Annotated in this window: 19 protein-coding genes; 7 read left to right on the top strand and 12 right to left on the bottom strand. The window is 64.2% G+C overall.

Annotated elements, in window-relative coordinates:
• Positions 1–9: 9 nt before the first annotated feature.
• From ACS13N_RS13575 to ACS13N_RS13560, 4 genes are all read right to left on the bottom strand, one after another.
• Positions 10–1,212 carry a tryptophan--tRNA ligase gene (locus ACS13N_RS13575; protein WP_438932118.1) on the bottom strand — a complete coding sequence of 401 codons (1,203 nt, stop codon included), beginning with the start codon at positions 1,210–1,212 and terminating at the stop codon, positions 10–12.
• Positions 1,213–1,235: 23 nt separating this feature from the next.
• Positions 1,236–1,901 (bottom strand): site-2 protease family protein, encoded by a 666-nt coding sequence (locus ACS13N_RS13570; RefSeq protein ID WP_438932117.1) that lies wholly within the window; start codon positions 1,899–1,901, stop codon positions 1,236–1,238.
• Between the two features lie 65 nt (positions 1,902–1,966).
• Positions 1,967–2,590, bottom strand: coding sequence for an L-threonylcarbamoyladenylate synthase (locus ACS13N_RS13565; protein ID WP_438932116.1), 624 nt, complete (start codon positions 2,588–2,590; stop codon positions 1,967–1,969).
• A 33-nt stretch (positions 2,591–2,623) separates the two neighbouring features.
• Positions 2,624–3,484 (bottom strand): 3',5'-nucleoside bisphosphate phosphatase, encoded by an 861-nt coding sequence (locus tag ACS13N_RS13560; RefSeq protein ID WP_438932115.1) that lies wholly within the window; start codon positions 3,482–3,484, stop codon positions 2,624–2,626.
• A gap of 162 nt (positions 3,485–3,646) precedes the next feature.
• On the opposite strand from ACS13N_RS13560, the gene ACS13N_RS13555 reads away from it, so the two are divergent.
• The 4 genes from ACS13N_RS13555 to ACS13N_RS13540 are packed head-to-tail and all read left to right on the top strand — an operon-like array spanning position 3,647 to position 6,776.
• Positions 3,647–4,726 carry an NAD(P)/FAD-dependent oxidoreductase gene (locus tag ACS13N_RS13555; protein ID WP_438932114.1) on the top strand — a complete coding sequence of 360 codons (1,080 nt, stop codon included), beginning with the start codon at positions 3,647–3,649 and terminating at the stop codon, positions 4,724–4,726.
• Positions 4,727–5,851, top strand: a complete 1,125-nt coding sequence (locus ACS13N_RS13550) for a saccharopine dehydrogenase family protein (protein WP_438932113.1) — start codon at positions 4,727–4,729, stop codon at positions 5,849–5,851.
• Entirely contained in the window at positions 5,848–6,390 is a 543-nt protein-coding gene (locus ACS13N_RS13545) for a DUF4166 domain-containing protein (RefSeq protein ID WP_438932112.1), read from the top strand. Before ACS13N_RS13550 ends, ACS13N_RS13545 begins: the two co-directional genes overlap by 4 nt.
• A complete protein-coding gene (locus ACS13N_RS13540; RefSeq protein WP_438932111.1) occupies positions 6,387–6,776 on the top strand; it encodes a thiol-disulfide oxidoreductase DCC family protein in 390 nt (129 codons plus the stop codon). The genes ACS13N_RS13545 and ACS13N_RS13540 overlap by 4 nt, the downstream gene beginning before the upstream one ends.
• Positions 6,777–6,790: 14 nt before the next feature.
• On the opposite strand, the gene ACS13N_RS13535 is transcribed toward ACS13N_RS13540, so the two are convergent.
• Positions 6,791–7,708, bottom strand: a complete 918-nt coding sequence (locus tag ACS13N_RS13535) for an alpha/beta fold hydrolase (protein ID WP_438932856.1) — start codon at positions 7,706–7,708, stop codon at positions 6,791–6,793.
• A 75-nt stretch (positions 7,709–7,783) separates the two neighbouring features.
• Complete coding sequence (locus ACS13N_RS13530) at positions 7,784–8,653, bottom strand: ferritin-like domain-containing protein (RefSeq protein WP_438932110.1); 870 nt, start codon at positions 8,651–8,653, stop codon at positions 7,784–7,786.
• 88 nt (positions 8,654–8,741) lie between these two features.
• Here ACS13N_RS13530 and ACS13N_RS13525 point away from each other — a divergent pair, with 88 nt between their 5' ends.
• The 3 genes from ACS13N_RS13525 to ACS13N_RS13515 all read left to right on the top strand — a co-directional run bounded on the left by ACS13N_RS13525 (position 8,742) and on the right by ACS13N_RS13515 (position 10,791).
• Positions 8,742–9,269, top strand: coding sequence for a gamma carbonic anhydrase family protein (locus ACS13N_RS13525; RefSeq protein WP_021194083.1), 528 nt, complete (start codon positions 8,742–8,744; stop codon positions 9,267–9,269).
• Positions 9,266–10,279, top strand: coding sequence for an Hsp33 family molecular chaperone HslO (locus ACS13N_RS13520; protein WP_438932109.1), 1,014 nt, complete (start codon positions 9,266–9,268; stop codon positions 10,277–10,279). The genes ACS13N_RS13525 and ACS13N_RS13520 overlap by 4 nt, the downstream gene beginning before the upstream one ends.
• Positions 10,280–10,383: 104 nt before the next feature.
• Positions 10,384–10,791 (top strand): hypothetical protein, encoded by a 408-nt coding sequence (locus ACS13N_RS13515; RefSeq protein WP_438932108.1) that lies wholly within the window; start codon positions 10,384–10,386, stop codon positions 10,789–10,791.
• 57 nt (positions 10,792–10,848) lie between these two features.
• Here the strand turns inward: ACS13N_RS13515 and ftsB are convergent, their stop codons facing one another.
• The 6 genes from ftsB to ACS13N_RS13485 form a co-directional block, all read right to left on the bottom strand.
• Positions 10,849–11,184: a cell division protein FtsB gene (gene ftsB / locus ACS13N_RS13510; RefSeq protein ID WP_438932107.1), complete on the bottom strand. Its 336-nt coding sequence runs from the start codon at positions 11,182–11,184 to the stop codon at positions 10,849–10,851.
• An 88-nt stretch (positions 11,185–11,272) separates the two neighbouring features.
• Entirely contained in the window at positions 11,273–12,556 is a 1,284-nt protein-coding gene (gene eno, locus ACS13N_RS13505) for a phosphopyruvate hydratase (protein ID WP_009238483.1), read from the bottom strand.
• A gap of 54 nt (positions 12,557–12,610) precedes the next feature.
• Positions 12,611–12,901 (bottom strand): DUF1330 domain-containing protein, encoded by a 291-nt coding sequence (locus tag ACS13N_RS13500; protein ID WP_438932106.1) that lies wholly within the window; start codon positions 12,899–12,901, stop codon positions 12,611–12,613.
• 74 nt (positions 12,902–12,975) lie between these two features.
• Positions 12,976–13,830: a 3-deoxy-8-phosphooctulonate synthase gene (kdsA, locus tag ACS13N_RS13495; RefSeq protein ID WP_438932105.1), complete on the bottom strand. Its 855-nt coding sequence runs from the start codon at positions 13,828–13,830 to the stop codon at positions 12,976–12,978.
• 21 nt (positions 13,831–13,851) lie between these two features.
• Entirely contained in the window at positions 13,852–15,528 is a 1,677-nt protein-coding gene (locus tag ACS13N_RS13490; RefSeq protein ID WP_438932104.1) for a CTP synthase, read from the bottom strand.
• A gap of 91 nt (positions 15,529–15,619) precedes the next feature.
• Positions 15,620–16,441, bottom strand: a complete 822-nt coding sequence (locus tag ACS13N_RS13485) for an alpha/beta fold hydrolase (protein WP_438932103.1) — start codon at positions 16,439–16,441, stop codon at positions 15,620–15,622.

Below are 16,441 nucleotides of genomic sequence, written 5' to 3'. Positions count from 1 at the left end.
AACGGCCCATCAGCTGTAAGTCAGACCCATCGCCTCGCGCACTTCACGCATGGTCTCTTGTGTGACCTTGCGTGCGTTGTCGCAGCCGTCGGCGATGATGGCGCGCAGCAGGGACGGATCGTCCATGTACTTCTGGGCGCGTTCGAGCATCGGCTGCTGCTCACGTAGGATGCCTTCGATCACGGGTTGCTTGCACTCCAGGCAACCAATGCCAGCGCTACGGCAGCCCTTCTGCACCCACTCTTTGGTGTCCGCGTCGGAGTAGACCTGGTGCAGCTGCCAGACCGGACACTTGTCCGGGTTGCCCGGATCCGTGCGGCGCACGCGGGCCGGGTCGGTCGGCATGGTGCGAACCTTTTTCTCGACGCTTTCCTTGTCCTCGCGCATGCGGATGGTGTTGCCGTACGACTTGGACATCTTCTGGCCGTCGAGGCCCGGCATACGCGACGCCTCGGTCAACAGCACCTGAGGCTCGGGCAGGATGATCTTGCGTGCGCCTTCCAGGTAGCCGAACAGACGTTCGCGGTCGCCCAGCGAAAGGCTTTGTGACTCAGCCAGCAGCGCGCGGGCCTGCTCCAGGGCTTCGTCTTCGCCGCGTTCCTGGTAGGCGGTGCGCAGTTCGAGATACAGCTTGGCGCGCTTGCCGCCGAGCTTCTTGGCGGCTTCCAGCGCCTTCTCTTCGAAGCCCGGCTCACGGCCGTACAGGTAGTTGAAGCGACGGGCGACCTCGCGCGTCATCTCGACGTGCGGCACCTGGTCTTCGCCCACCGGCACGAAACCGGCGCGGTAGATGAGGATGTCGGCGGCCTGCAGCAGCGGGTAGCCCAGGAAGCCGTAGGTGGACAGGTCCTTTTCCTTGAGCTTCTCGATCTGGTCCTTGTAGGTCGGCACGCGTTCGAGCCAGCCCAGCGGCGTGCCCATCGAGAGCAGCAGGAACAGTTCGGCGTGCTCCGGCACGCGGCTCTGGATGAACAGCGTGGCCTGCGACGGGTCAACGCCCGCGGCCAGCCAGTCGATCAGCATTTCCCACACGGATTCCTCGATCACCTCGGGCGATTCGTAGTGCGTGGTCAGCGCGTGCCAGTCGGCGACAAAAAAGTAGCACGGGTATTCGGCCTGCAGCCGGACCCAGTTTTTCAGAACGCCGTGGTAGTGCCCCAGGTGCAGGGCACCGGTCGGACGCATGCCGGAAAGTACGCGGTCAGGAAACATGTGGGTGTAAGTTGAACAAGGAATTATGAAAGGACAGCCTTCAGCGGACTCAGCATAGCGAGCAAAACCTGCGCCAGCACCGTAACGACCGGCCGCATCCAGAGTTGCGTTAGAACGCCCGTGAAGATCAGCGCCATGACAATGTAGAAGCCGTACGCCTCAACCCGAGCGAAGGCGGGTGCAAAGCGCTGCGGCAAAATCGCCGCCAGCACCCGCCCCCCGTCCAATGGGGGTACCGGCACCAGCGCCAGGGCTGCCATCGCCAGATTGACGCGCAGGCCGGCGAGCGCCATACCGGTGAAGAAGCGCTCCTCCACGCCTGCAGCAGCCAGACACATGCTGGCCACACCCCAAGCAAACGCCATCACAAAACTTGCCGCCGGTGCGGCCAGTGCGGTCTGCAGCCCATGCCAGCGCGGATTGCGCAACGCCTGGAAATCCACCGGCACCGGCTTCGAGTAGCCGAACACCAGACTGCCACTGGTCAAGAGATACAGCAGCACCGGCATCAGGACGGTACCGATCGGATCGATATGGCGCAGCGGATTGAAACTCAGGCGGCCGGCTAGAAAGGCGGTGTTGTCCCCGTGGTATCGGGCGACATAACCGCGCGCGACGGCCGGCACGGTGATCGCGAACAGCACCGGAATCGCGTAGACCGCGATGGTTTGAATGACAGTGGAATCCATAGGCGGGCTATTGTAGCAAGCACGCGCGGCGGCACGCCGGCCGCGCATACCGCATCGGCACTTGCCTACAGGCCGACGCGAGCCGGATCGCCACGCCCTAGGCGCACGAGTTCCGGCTCACCGCCGGTCAGGTCGATGACAGTGGTGGGTTCGGCCGGAGCCGGGCCGCCGTCAATGACGAGTTCTAGCTGCTTTTCCAGCCGCTCACGGATGGTCTCGGCTTCGTTCAGCGGTGCGTCATCGCCGGGCAGTTGCAGCGTGGAGGTAAGCAGTGGCTCACCCAGTTCGGCCATCAGCGCCAGGGGAATCGCGTGTTCCGGTACGCGCAGGCCAATGGTCTTGCGCGACGGGTGCGAGAGCCGGCGCGGCACCTCCTTGGTCGCTTCGAGCAGAAACACGAATGGGCCCGGCGTAGCCGCCTTCACCACGCGGTATTGCTTGTTGTCGACGCGTGCGAATGTGGCCAGCTCAGAAAGATCCCGGCACATCAGCGCGAGGTGTTGCTTCTCGTCGATGCCGCGCACGCGGCGCAAGCGCTCGACGGCCGACTTGTCGTCCAGATGACAGGCCAGTGCGTAACAGGAGTCGGTGGGCAGTGCGACCAGGCCGCCGGCGCGGATGATTTCCGCCGCTTGGCGAATCAAGCGCCCTTGCGGTGTGGTTGGGTGAATCTGGAAGAACTGGGACATGCGGGGCGCAGGTGAGTTGGATAGACGGTGGAGTTAAGACATCCACCGGCTCCACACCGGCGTCAGGTTGTCGGGCAACGGCGGCAGCTCGCCCAGTTCGATGCGCCCTTCTCCGGGGCCATGGAAATCCGAGCCGCGCGAAGCCAGCAGCCCATAGCGGCGCGCCACGTCGGCGTAGAGCGCGTATTGATCGGGCGTATGGCTGCCGGTGATGACTTCGACACCTTCTCCGCCCAGATCCTTGAACTCGTCGAACAGCGCACTGTGCTCGACCAGCGAGAGCGTGTAACGGCCCGGATGCGCCATCACCGCGACGCCGCCCGCGCCCTTGATCCACCCGATGGCTTCGGTCAGGCGTGACCAACGGTGCGGCACGTAGCCCGGTTTGCCTTCGCCCAGGTAGCGGCTGAACACCTCCTGAATGTCGCGGCAATGGCCGTGCTCGACCAGGAAGCGCGCGAAGTGAGTGCGCGAGATCATGTCCGGGTTGCCGGCGTAGCCCAGCGCGCCCTCATAGGCGCCCTCAATGCCCAGCTTGGCGAGCGCTGCGCTCATATCTTCCGCACGGGCGCAGCGGCCCGAACGCGTGCGCTCCAGCCCCTGCACCAGTTCAGCGTTGTCCGGATCGATGCCCAAGCCGACGATGTGCAGTGTGCGTCCCGCCCACGTGACGGAAATCTCCACACCCGACAGATACGCCATGCCAAACGACGTAGCCGCCTCGCGTGCGGCAGCCTGGCCGCCCACTTCATCGTGATCGGTCAGCGCCCATAGCGTCACGCCATGCGCAGCGGCACGCGCGGCCACATCTTGAGGCGAGAGCAGGCCATCCGACACGGTGGAATGGCAGTGCAGATCAGCATTACGGGCGGAAGCGGTGGAAAGATTCGGCATTTCATCATTTTACTGCTGCGACGCGGGATCGGGGGACCACCCCCCACCTCTTGCCGCCGATCAAGAAAAACCGGGAAGACCCGACTCCCCGTGCCGGTGTTGGCAGCCGACTGCCTGCTGCGCGCTATAGTGGCCGCATTGTTTTGTTCTCTTCGCTTTTCCATGACAACCACAGCCACTCTTCCCACCAATTCCCCCAAGCCAGTCGAACAACGCATCGACGTGCTCGTGGTGGGTGCCGGGCCGGTCGGCCTGTTCGCCGCATTTCAGGCAGGCGTGCTGGGGCTGTCGTGCGTGCTAGTGGATGCGCTGGACCGCCCGGGTGGTCAGTGCACCGAGCTGTACCCAGAAAAGCCGATCTACGACATCCCCGCGCTGGTGTCGTGCACCGCGCAGGAACTCGTCGACCGCCTGATGGCCCAGTGCGCGCCGTTCGGCTATCCCATCCTGTGCGGCCGACGCGCCGAAACCGTGGAGACCATCGAAGGCGAGCGCGGCCAGCGATTCCGCGTCACCACCAATGCCGGCGACGTGTTCGACTGTGCGGCTGTGCTCATCACGGCTGGTAACGGCGCTTTCGCCCCGCAACGCGTGTCCTTGCCCGAAGCCGCCGCACTGGAAAACCGTCACGTGCACTACGCCGTGCGCGATACCGCGCGCTTTGCCGGCAAGCGTGTCGTGATTGCCGGCGGCGGGGACTCCGCTCTCGACTGGGCGCTGGCGCTACGCAAGACTGCTGCACGCGTCACGCTCGTTCACCGGCGGGAAGGCTTCCGCGCCGCCGATGCGTCCGTTGCCGAGATGCGCGCCGCCGTCGCCGCTGGCGAAATGGATTTCGTACTCGGTATGCTCTCGCGGTTGGACAGCACGCCCGAGGGCACGCTCACCGGTGTTGCCATCCGCGGGCGCGAGGGCGAAGTCACCCTGCCTTGCGATGAACTGATCGCGCTGTATGGGCTGGTTTCCGAGCCCGGCCCGATCGCCAACTGGGACGTGGAAATGCGCGCCGGGCGCATCGTGGTGGAAACCACGGCATATGAAACTTCACGCCCCGGCATCTTTGCCGCTGGCGATATCGCGCTGTATCCGAACAAGCAGAAGCTGATCCTCTCGGGCTTCCATGAAGTAGCCATGGCGCTGCGCCGTGCGTACCGCTATGCCAATCCTGACAAGGCGCTGGTGCATACGCATTCGAGCAATGACACGGGGCTGCAGACCAAGCTGCATGTGACGGCGGGTTGAATGACCGCACCCCTGCGAGCAGCGCACGTCGTTGTCATCGGCGGCTACGGCTTTTTCGGGCGGCGACTGGTCGAGCGCCTGTGCATCCACGCATCCCTGACGGTGACGATTGCGGGGCGATCGCTGGCACGGGCGCAGGCTCTGGTCGATACGTTGCAGCCAACGGCGCACGCCGCACTGCGCGCAGCAGCCATCGACATCCATGCGCCCGACTTCGGCCACCATCTGCAGGCGCTGTCGCCCGACCTGCTGATCCACACGGGTGGGCCGTTTCAGGGGCAGGACTACCACGTGGCCCGCACGTGCATCGCTGCGCGCGTGCACTACATCGACCTCGCCGACGGCCGTGCCTTCGTGCAAGACATCACAACGTTGAACGATGCCGCAGCACGGGCCGGCGTACTTGTTGTCAGCGGTGCCAGCTCGGTACCAGCGCTGTCCGGCGCGGCCGTTGATCACCTCGCGCGCGACATGGCGTCGGTGTGCTCCATCGACATCGGCATCAGCCCGGGCAATCGCACCGAGCGTGGACTGTCGACGATCCAGGCAATCCTCACGTATTGCGGCAAACCGCTGCCGTCTGCGGGTGAACCGGTCTTCGGCTGGAGCGGCACGTGGCGCCATATCTATCCCGCGCCAGTGGGTGAGCGATTGATGTCGCCGTGCGATGTACCGGACTTGGCGCTCTTTCCGCGGCGCTATGCGGGCACGCCTCAAGTACGCTTTGGCGCGGGGCTGGAGCTGCGCTTCCTGCATCGCGGGATGAATGCGATGGCTGCGTTGGCGCGGGCCGGGCTGGTCAAGGACTGGGCACGCCATTCGCGCTGGCTGAAAGCCGCGTCCGACTGGTTCCTGCACTGGGGCTCAGACGTGGGCGGCATGCATCTGCGTGTCGAAGGTCTGGATGCTGGTGGCACGTTGTACTCGCGCCTGTGGCACCTGCTGGCCATTCGCGGCGACGGCCCTTACGTGCCGACACTCGCAGCTGCAGCGCTGGTCCGCCGGTTCCTGGAAGGCACGCTGCCGCAGCGCGGGGCGATGCCGTGCATCGGGCTGCTGACGCTGGACGACTTTGCGCGCGAGACCGCCGGTCTGGCGATCACGATGCAAGAGGCGCAGGTATGACTGCCTCGCTCTACGAAACGGTGCTCGGCGCACAGTACGCACAACTCGCGCCCGCCGTGCAGACGTTCCATCGAATGGCCGGACTGGTGGCATTGCGTGGCGAGGTCGAGACGGAGCCACCCGCTACCCGCGTGGCACGCTGGCTCGCCTGGTGTATCCGCACACCACGCACGCCGACGCGCGGCCCCATCCGTTTCACACTCGACGCCACCGCCACCGAAGAAACCTGGACGCGCCATTTTCCGCGCCAGACGATGCGCTCCACGCTGTCGCTGCATCAAGGTCGCATCATGGAGCGGCTTGGCGCGGTGCGCCTGTTCTTCGCGCTGGAGGCAGAGCACGGCATGCTAAGGATGCGCCTGGAGGGCTTGCGCTTTCTCGGCGTCCCCTGCCCCACGTGGCTGCGACCAGCCGTCGTCGCCGAGGAAACCGGCGATGGGGACCGCTTCCACTTCAACGTACGCGCCAGCGTGCCGTTGCTCGGTGTGGTTGCTGCGTACCGCGGCTATCTCGATCTGACAACAATGGAGCCCGCATGATCGTCGTCTACGATGCGCACTGCCTGCTGTGCAGCGGCTTCACGCAATTCCTGCTGCGACACGATCGGCAAGGCATGCTGCGCTTTGCGTCCATGCAGGGACAGACTGGGCGGCAACTGCTCGCACAGGCGGGTGTGAATCCAGACGATGTTGATACGGTGCTCTTCGTGCGAGACGGCCATGCATGGCGCGAAAGCGCTGCCGTGCTGCGCATCCTGCATGTGCTCGGCTGGCCGTGGCGGCTGGCATGGGTTGGCTGGCTGATCCCGGTGCCGCTGCGCGACGCACTCTACCGCTGCGTCGCACGCAACCGCTACCGGTGGTTCGGGCGTTCAGATGCCTGCATCCTGCCGCCGCCCGGCGCAGCACAGCGGTTTCTCGACTGAGACTGGCCCACGGATCAGCCGTGCTGGCAAAACTCCTCGATCAGCATAGCCACCTGTTCCGGCTGGTCGTGATGCAGCATGTGGCCCGCATCGGCGATCAAGACCTCGCGGAAGTCCGGAAACGCTGCAAAGCGCGCCTTGAACTCGGGCAGCGGCATCTCACCGGCAATCGCCTTGAGCGTGGGTGAGTCGACTGCCTCGACGTGCAGCACCGGCGCGGTCACGCGGCGCCAGATTTCCATCACTTCATCCAGGCGATAGAGCTGCGGGTTGATGATCTTGTGTGCGGGGTCGCCCAAAATCTCCCAGCGGCCATCGGCGTTCTGGCGCGACCAGTGCTGCGCGAGAAATGCAGCCTTGTCCGCAGGCAGGCGCGGGTTGGTCTTCTGCAGGCGCGCGGCAACGTCTTCAACGGTGGCGTAGGTGTTCAGGCGCGGCTTGTCCTTGAGCTCATCCAGCCAGCGCGCATAGCGGCGCGGTGCCTGCGAGGCTTTGGAGGCCGTCATGCCGAAGCCCTCCAGATCGACCAGGCGGCGCACGCGCTCGGGCCGGATGCCGGCGTACAGACACACCACGTTGGCACCCAGGCTGTGGCCGACCAGCGTGACCTGTCCTTCCGGCTGGTAGTGATCGACGATGGCTTCCAGATCGGCCACGTAGTCGGCAAACCAATAGCTCTCGACGCCGGGGGCGTCCGTCGAGCGGGCCGACTCGCCGTAGCCGCGCCAGTCCGGCGCCACGATATGCCAGCGCTCGCGCAACGCGTCCACCAGAAACTGGAACGACGCCGACACATCCATCCAGCCGTGGAACAGGAACAGGATGGGCGCGCCGGGCTCCCCCCATTCACGGATGTGATAGCGCAGGCCGCGCACATCCAAGTAAGTCGAGCGAGAGGCTTGGCGCATGGCCGGCAGCGTGGTCGAGTTCATGGTTTCCATCACCGAATAATCGAACGATCGTTCTTTTCTGGTGATTATAGCGACGACTGCCCGACCGCGTGCCGCTTAGAACGAGGCTTCCAGCGCAGCGATCTCGTCGTCGTCAAAACCGGCCTGGCGACGCGCTTCGAGATTGAACGGCCCGCGCAGGCGCGGCGCGCCGTATTGCTCGGCCAGCTTGCGGTAGGTAGACAGAGGGTCGAGCCCCGCGCGCTCGCACAGCCAGCGGTACCAGCGGTTGCCCACTGCCACGTGGCCGATCTCATCGCGCAGGATGATATCGAGGATGCCGGCGGCCGCCATGTCACCCGCCTGCGCCAGCTTGGCTCGAATGGGCGGTGACGCATCGAGCCCGCGCGCCTCCAGCGTGCGCGGCACCAGCGCCATGCGGGCGAGCGGATCAGCGGCGGTCTTTTCGGTCATCTGCCACAGGCCATCGTGGGCGGGGTGATCGCCATAGCGGCAATCCAGCGTGGCCAGATGCGCCGACAGCAACGAGAAATGCGTCGCCTCCTCTGCCGCCACGCGCATCCAGTCCTGATAAAAGGCGACCGGCATGCCGCCAAAGCGCCATACGGCATCGAGCGCGAGGTTGATGGCGTTGAATTCGATATGGGCGAGTGCATGCAGCAGCACGGCGCGGCCATGTTGCGTATCAATGGCACGGCGGCGCGGTACCTCGGAGGGCGGCACGAGACTCGGCGTATCGGGCCGGCCAGGGATACCCGTGGCCGGCGCGGCGATCGCCTCATCGGCGCCCCAGGCTGGGGCGTCAGCGTTCTGTGCGCGTTCGCCCAGGCGCAAGGTCGCGTCAACTTTGCTGGCAGGATGGGTGAGGCACAAGGCCGCCAGAGCGGCGTGGCGCAAGCTGTCTGAGGGCAACTGGGCGGGGGACTGAGAAACGTTCATCAGCGTACAATTCGGGCTTTCCGCCATTTTAATTCGACGTGTCGGGCCCGCCCCGCCGGCAGGCTTGAAGACGCGCGCAATTTCCCCATCTAGACAGATTCTGGAGACCGATCGCATGGCCCTCTACCAACTCGGCGACGTTGCCCCGACCATTGACGAAAACGCCTACGTGGCCCCCGAAGCGACCGTGATCGGCCGCGTGGAGCTCAAGGCACGCGCCAGCGTATGGCCCGGCGCCGTCATCCGCGGCGACAACGAACCGATCACTGTGGGCGAGGCCAGCAACGTGCAGGAAGGTTCGGTGCTGCACACCGACCCAGGCTGCCCGCTAAACATCGGCGACCGCGTGACGATCGGCCACCAGGCCATGCTGCACGGCTGCACGATCGGCGAAGGCTCGCTGATCGGCATCCAGGCGGTGGTGCTCAATCGCGCGGTGATCGGCAAGAACTGCCTGGTGGGCGCGGGTGCGATCGTCACCGAAGGCAAGGTCTTCGAAGACGGCACGCTCATCCTGGGCGCGCCCGCCAAGGCCGTGCGCAAACTGACGGAAGACGACATCGCCAAGATGCACCTGAACACCGAAACGTATGCGGTGCGCCAGGCGATGTACAAGCAGCAACTGAAACGGATCGATGGATGACTGACGAGCTGAAGAAATTCGTATTTGACGCCGCGCCCGTGCGCGGTGAACTGGTGCGCCTGGAAGGCACCTGGCAAGAGATCCTGCGCCGCCGCCGCTACCCTGCCCCGGTGCAAACGCTGCTGGGCGAGATGATGGCGGCCGCTGCACTGCTGTCAGCCAACCTGAAGTTCAACGGCGCACTGGTCATGCAGCTGCACGGCGACGGCCCGGTGCGCATGCTTGTGGTGGAGTGCAACTCCGATATGTCGATGCGCGCGACCGCCAAGATCGCCGAAGGCGCCGAGATTGCCGACGACGCCACACTGGCCTCGATGGTCAACGTGCATGGCCGCGGCCGCTTCGCAATCACACTCGATCCGCACGACAAGCTGCCGGGCCAGCAGCCCTACCAAGGCATCGTGCCGCTGTCGGACGAAACTGGGCCGCTGACCAGCATGACCGAGGTGCTTGAGCAATACATGCAGGCCTCTGAGCAGCTCGACACGCGCCTCTGGCTGGCTGCCGACAACAAGGTCGCCTCGGGCATGCTGCTGCAGCGCCTGCCCTCGTATGGCGGCACCATGGAGGGCCGCCCCGATCGTGAGCCAGCGCAAGTAGGCGAGACCGGCCAGCCGCTGCACAAGGACGTGCAGGAGCAGGATCTCGACACGTGGGAACGTGTCTGCCAGCTCGGCAAGACGCTGCGCCGCGAAGAACTGCTCGAACAGCCGGTCGACACACTCATCAAGCGCCTGTACTGGGAAGAGATGGAGGCCGCCGGCATCCGCATGTTCGAGCCATTGGCACCGCACTTCCGCTGCTCGTGCTCGCGCCTGCGTGTAGGCGCCATGCTGCGCACGCTCGGTCAGCCCGAAATCGACGGCATTCTGGAAGAGCGCGGCAAGGTGGAAATCGACTGCGAGTTCTGCGGCCAGCACTACAGCTTCGACGCCGTGGATTGTGCGCAACTCTTCGTGCAGGAAACCGTCGCACAAGCCGTCCAAAGCGCACCCGACCAGCGCCATTGAGCGCGGCGACATAATATGAAGAAGCGTGGCGCGCGGCACTTACTTGGGCCGCCCACGCTCTAAGTCGCCAGTTTCATCATCTGCCGCCTGCCGCGGAGCGCATCATGTCTGAGCCCATTACCCGGTCGTTGAATCTGCCTCGCGCTGGCGCGCTGCTGCTACCCGTCGTGGCAGCCGTGCTGGCATCGGCATGCGTTGCCGTACCGCGCGGCCCCGGCGGTACGCCTTACACGGCGCGCCTGCCTGCGGACATGCAGCCGCCTGCACCTGCCGCCACGCTGTCGGCAGAAGATCGCAAAAAGCTGGATGACTTGAACGCTAAGGCACTGCGCGAATCCGACCAGGCGATCAAGCGCGACGCGCAGGCACGTGCCTATGCGGCCGCACCCTACTATGCCCCCTATCCCTACTACGGTGGCTACTCGGTCTACTACGGCAGTGGATGGCGCCACCATGGTGGCTGGGGTGTCAGCTACGGCACGCCCGTCTGGGGCTATCCGTACTACTGGTAAATCTGGGAATTGCTTGGTAAGCGAGTGCAGCCGGAAAGGCGCGTTCGCTAGGCACGCTCAGTGCCGTTTTTGTTGCCCGGCCGGAGGCGGCGGGGGCGGAAGTGTGTCGCTGGTCTTCGGCGCCGGCGCCACGAACTGCACGAAGACTTCGTCGTCCTTGACCATCCCCAGCTCATAACGCGCGCGCTCTTCGATGGCACCCGTGCCATCCCTCAGGTCCTTCACTTCCCCTTCGAGCTTGACATTGCGCTGCTTGAGATCCGTGTTGTGCTGATTCTGCGCAGTCACCTGCTTCTGCATATCCCAGACGCGCAGCCAACCGCCCTTACCCAGCCAGAGCGGGTATTGGATGGCAAGCAACAACAGCAACAGGAACAGCGTAATCAGGCGCATACAGTAGGCGTTGGCGGTACAACCCCCAAATACCACGCGACCGCCACAGCGGCGGTCGCACGGTCATCCGAGGCGAAACTGCGAAGGATTATCGCAGGTTATAGAACGCCGACTTGCCCGGGTAGCTGGCGATATCACCGAGGTCTTCTTCGATACGCAGCAGCTGGTTGTACTTTGCCATGCGGTCCGAGCGCGACAGCGAGCCCGTCTTGATCTGGCCAGCGTTCGTGCCAACGGCGATGTCGGCGATCGTGCTGTCTTCGGTTTCGCCCGAGCGGTGCGAGATCACGGCGGTGTAGCCGGCGCGCTTGGCCATCTCGATGGCGGCGAAGGTCTCGGTCAGCGTGCCGATCTGGTTGATCTTGATGAGGATCGAGTTGGCGATGCCCTTCTCGATGCCTTCCTTCAGGATCTTGGTGTTGGTAACGAACAGATCGTCACCCACCAGTTGGACCTTCTTGCCGAGCTTCTCGGTCAGGGCCTTCCAGCCTGCCCAGTCGCTCTCGTGCATGCCGTCTTCGATCGACACGATCGGGAACTTGTCGGCCAGGTTCGCCAGGTAGTTGGCGAAGTCTTCCGACGACAGTTGCAGGCCTTCGCCTTCCAGGTGGTACTTGCCGTCCTTGTAGAACTCGGACGCGGCGCAATCCAGCGCCAGCAGCACGTCTTCACCGGCCTTGTAGCCAGCCTGCTCGATGGCCGACAGAATGGTGTTCAGGCACTCTTCGTTGCTGGCGAAGTTCGGTGCGAAACCGCCTTCGTCGCCCACGGCCGTGCTCATGCCCTTGTCAGCCAGAATCTTCTTCAGCGCGTGGAAGATCTCGGCGCCGCAGCGCAGGGCTTCACGGAAGCTCGACTGGCCGACCGGCATCACCATGAATTCCTGGATGTCCAGGCTGTTGTTGGCGTGCGCGCCACCGTTGACGATGTTCATCATCGGCACCGGCATCTGCATTGCGCCCGAACCACCGAAGTAGCGGTACAGCGGCAGGCCGGCTTCTTCGGCAGCAGCCTTGGCCACGGCCATCGACACGGCCAGCATGGCGTTGGCGCCCAGGCGGCTCTTGTTCTCGGTGCCGTCCAGGTCGATCAGGGTACGGTCCAGGAAGGCCTGTTCCGATGCGTCCAGGCCCATGATGGCCTCGGAGATTTCGGTGTTGATGTGCTCGACGGCCTTGAGCACGCCCTTGCCCAGGTAGCGCGACTTGTCGCCGTCACGCAGTTCGATGGCTTCGCGCGAGCCGGTGGAGGCGCCCGACGGCACCGCGGCGCGGCCCATCACGCCCGATTCCAGCAGCACGTCGCATTCGACGGTGGGGTTGCCGCGCGAGTCCAGCACTTCGCGACCGATGATATCTACGATGGCACTCATGTAATCCCTCTTGATGTCTTAAAGCAGGTAACGCTACGAAGTCGAAAGCGCCCGTCAGACGCCTTCGACCACGATCATGTTCATGTGGGCAGCCTTGGCGCGCGCATTGCGGGCAGCCAGGTATTCCTCGCTGTCATAGAACGCCTTGGCGGCATCGTAGCTGGGGAACTTCAGCACGACGACGCGGGTGGGGTTCCACTCGCCCTCCAACGATTCAGCCTTGCCGCCACGCACCAGCGGCTCGGCGCCGTGGGCCTGAAAGGCTTTGGTCGATAACACCTTGTATTGCTCGTATTGCACGGGGTCCGTCACGTCCACGTACGCGAGGATGTAGCCAGCGGCCATGTGTCTCTCTCCGGAAGCAGCAACAAACGACGACGGCAGCATACGCTGCCGCCGGTCGAGGTGGGATCAGTCAATCAGTCGAACTGATTTTCCAGGAAACCGCTGCGCTTGGTGAGCGCATCCAGTTCTTTCAGTACTGACAGCAAGTCTTTCATGCGGCGCAGCGGCACGGCATTCGGGCCGTCTGATTTTGCGCATGCGGGATCGGGATGCGTTTCCATGAACACGCCCGACACGCCCGTGGCGATGGCAGCACGCGCCAGCACCGGCACGAACTCGCGCTGACCGCCCGAGCTGGTGCCCTGGCCACCCGGCAATTGCACCGAATGCGTGGCGTCGAACACCACCGGGGCACCCGTCTCGCGCATGATCGCCAGCGAGCGCATGTCCGACACGAGGTTGTTGTAGCCGAACGAGGCACCGCGTTCGCAGGCCATGAAGTTGTCTTCCGGCAGGCCGGCATCTCGGGCGGCGTGACGCGCCTTGTCGATGACGTTCTTCATGTCGTGCGGCGCGAGGAACTGGCCCTTCTTGATGTTCACGGGCTTGCCGCTCTGCGCGCAGGCGCGGATGAAATCAGTCTGACGGCACAGGAACGCCGGCGTCTGCAGCACGTCCACGACGCTGGCCACCGGCTTGATCTCGTCGATCTCGTGGATGTCGGTCAGCACCGGCACGCCCACCTGCTTGCGGACTTCCGCCAGGATGCGCAACCCCTCTTCCATACCCAGGCCACGGAACGAGGCGTCCGACGACCGGTTCGCTTTGTCGAACGACGACTTGTAGATGAACGGAATGCCCAGCGCACCCGTGATTTCCTTGAGCGTGCCGGCGGTGTCGATCGCCATCTGCTCGGATTCGATCACGCAGGTGCCGGCAATCAGGAAGAACGGTTTGTCGAGGCCGACTTCGAAATCGCAGAGTTTCATGATGTTCCCGTGTGTCAGCGCTTAAGCGACAGCGCTTTTTTGGACAACTGCGGTGGTCTGCTGGTGATGCGCCAACGCGGCTTCCACATAGGCCTTGAACAGCGGATGGCCATCGCGCGGCGTCGAGGTAAATTCCGGGTGGAACTGCACACCGACGAACCACGGGTGCATCGAGCTCGGCAGCTCCATCATTTCCGGCAGGTTTTCCGACGGCGTACGCGCCGAGATGATCATCCCGGCCTTTTCCAGCTGCGGTACATAGTGGTTGTTCACCTCGTAGCGATGACGATGGCGCTCGTTGACTTCCGCGCCGTAGATCGTCGCTGCCTTGGTGCCCGATTGCACCGGTACGCGCTGCGAGCCCAGGCGCATCGTGCCGCCCATGTCCGAATCGGCCGAGCGCTTTTCCACCGCGCCGTCGCGATCCAGCCATTCGGTGATGAGGGCCACCACCGGGTGCTGGGTTTCGTCGTTGAATTCCGTGCTGTTGGCGTCGGTCATGCCGGCCAGGTGGCGAGCAAATTCGATCACGGCCAGCTGCATCCCCAGGCAGATGCCCAGGTACGGCACGCCCTTCTCACGGGCGTACTGGATCGCGCGGATCTTGCCTTCCGTACCGCGCTTGCCGAAGCCGCCCGGCACCAGGACCGCGTCCAGCGAATCCAGCACCTGCGTATGACCCGACTCCAGCTCTTCGGAATCGATGTACTCGATGTTGACGCGCGTCGAGGTGTGCAGGCCGGCGTGGCGCAGCGCCTCGATCAGCGACTTGTACGACTCGGTCAGGTCGACATACTTGCCGACCATGCCGATGGTGATCTCGTGCTGCGGGTTCTCCAGCGTGTGCACCATGTGCGCCCACACCGAGAGGTCCGCCGGCGGCGCATCAATGCGCAACTCTTCGCAGATGATGCGATCCAGCCCCTGCTCGTTGAGCATCTGCGGGATCTTGTAGATGGTGTCGACATCCCACACCGAGATGACCGCGTCCTGCGGCATGTTGGCGAACAGCGAAATCTTCGCGCGCTCATCATCGGGGATCGGACGGTCGGCGCGGCACAGCAGCGCGGTCGGCTGCACGCCGATTTCACGCAGCTTCTGCACCGAGTGCTGCGTCGGCTTGGTCTTCAGTTCACCGGCGCTGGCAATGAACGGCACCAGCGTCAGGTGAATGAACGCTGCCTGGTTGCGGCCCAGGCGCAGGCTCATCTGACGCGCGGCTTCCAGGAACGGCAGCGATTCGATATCGCCCACCGTACCGCCGATTTCCACGATCGCCACGTCGGCCTTGCCATCGTGCGAGGCTGCGGCGCCGCGCTCGATGAATGCCTGGATTTCGTTGGTGATGTGCGGAATGACTTGCACCGTCTTGCCGAGGTATTCACCGCGACGCTCCTTGCGGATCACGGATTCATAGACCTGGCCGGTGGTGAAGTTGTTCGACTTGCGCATCTTGGCTGAGACGAAACGCTCGTAGTGGCCAAGATCGAGGTCGGTTTCTGCGCCGTCTTCGGTCACAAACACCTCGCCGTGCTGAAGCGGGCTCATGGTGCCCGGGTCGACGTTGATGTAGGGATCGAGTTTGAGGAGGGTGACTTTGAGGCCGCGCGACTCAAGAATGGCCGCGAGCGAGGCGGCGGCGATGCCCTTGCCGAGTGAGGACACTACGCCACCGGTAACGAATACGAACTTGGTCATGACCTAGCTTGCCGGGGAAAGCCGGATTATAGCAAAGGTGCCCTGTTCGATCCGTGACAGAACGGTGGAATTTGCCCCAGCGCGGTCTTGCTTATGCAGCGTGCCGCATGGCGCCTGCATTGGCGCGCATTTCGTTGATCAACTGGCGGATCAACTCGGCCGTTTCCAGCGGCTTTTCCATCGGATACAGATGGCTGCCCTCGATCCAGCGCAGCTTGCTGCCGACAATGCGCCGGGTTGCGCCCAAGCCGACCTGACGAATCTCGCGTGATCGGGTACCGGCCACGAAGCTGACCGGGAACGGCGTGCCGGCGGCAACCTTGCGGCCCATATTGGTCGGCAGCGTGCGGTAGATCTGGTATTCGATCTCACGCGAAAAGCGCAGCGTGCGCTCGCGATCGCGGCCGGTGGGCTCGGTGCCGTGCTCCACGTAGTCGCGCAGCACGTCTTCGTCCCAGCGGTCGAACTTGCGCTTGGCCTTGAAGTGACTCCAGACGGAATCGAGATCCGGCCATAAATTGCGGCGGTTCTTGGTGGCCGCTGCTGGCGACTGGCTCTCGTCGATATCCAGCCATTGCGCCACGCGCAGCAGCTTGGCGCGCCAGCCGGCAATGATGGGCGAATCGAGCATCAACACGCCGCGCACGCGCTCAGGCCGGCGCAGCGCCGCCATCAAGCTCAGGAAGCCGCCCAGCGAGTGACCAACCAGCCAGACCGGCTCGGGCTGCGCGTCAATTTCCGTCAGCAACTCCTTCACCAGCCCCGGCCACGACCGCGTGACAGGGAAACGGGGGTCATGCCCGAAGCGTTCAACCGCGCGGATGTCGAATTCGTCACCCAGCACGCCGAGCATCTTGCGGTAGGTGCCAATGGGAAAGCCGTTGGCATGCGAAAAGAGAATCACATCACGCAT

This window comes from Ralstonia sp. 24A2, assembly GCF_051783885.1.
Lineage (GTDB): Bacteria > Pseudomonadota > Gammaproteobacteria > Burkholderiales > Burkholderiaceae > Ralstonia.
The sequence above is the reverse complement of the archived record's forward strand: the minus strand, read 5'-3'. Positions and strand labels throughout refer to the sequence as shown.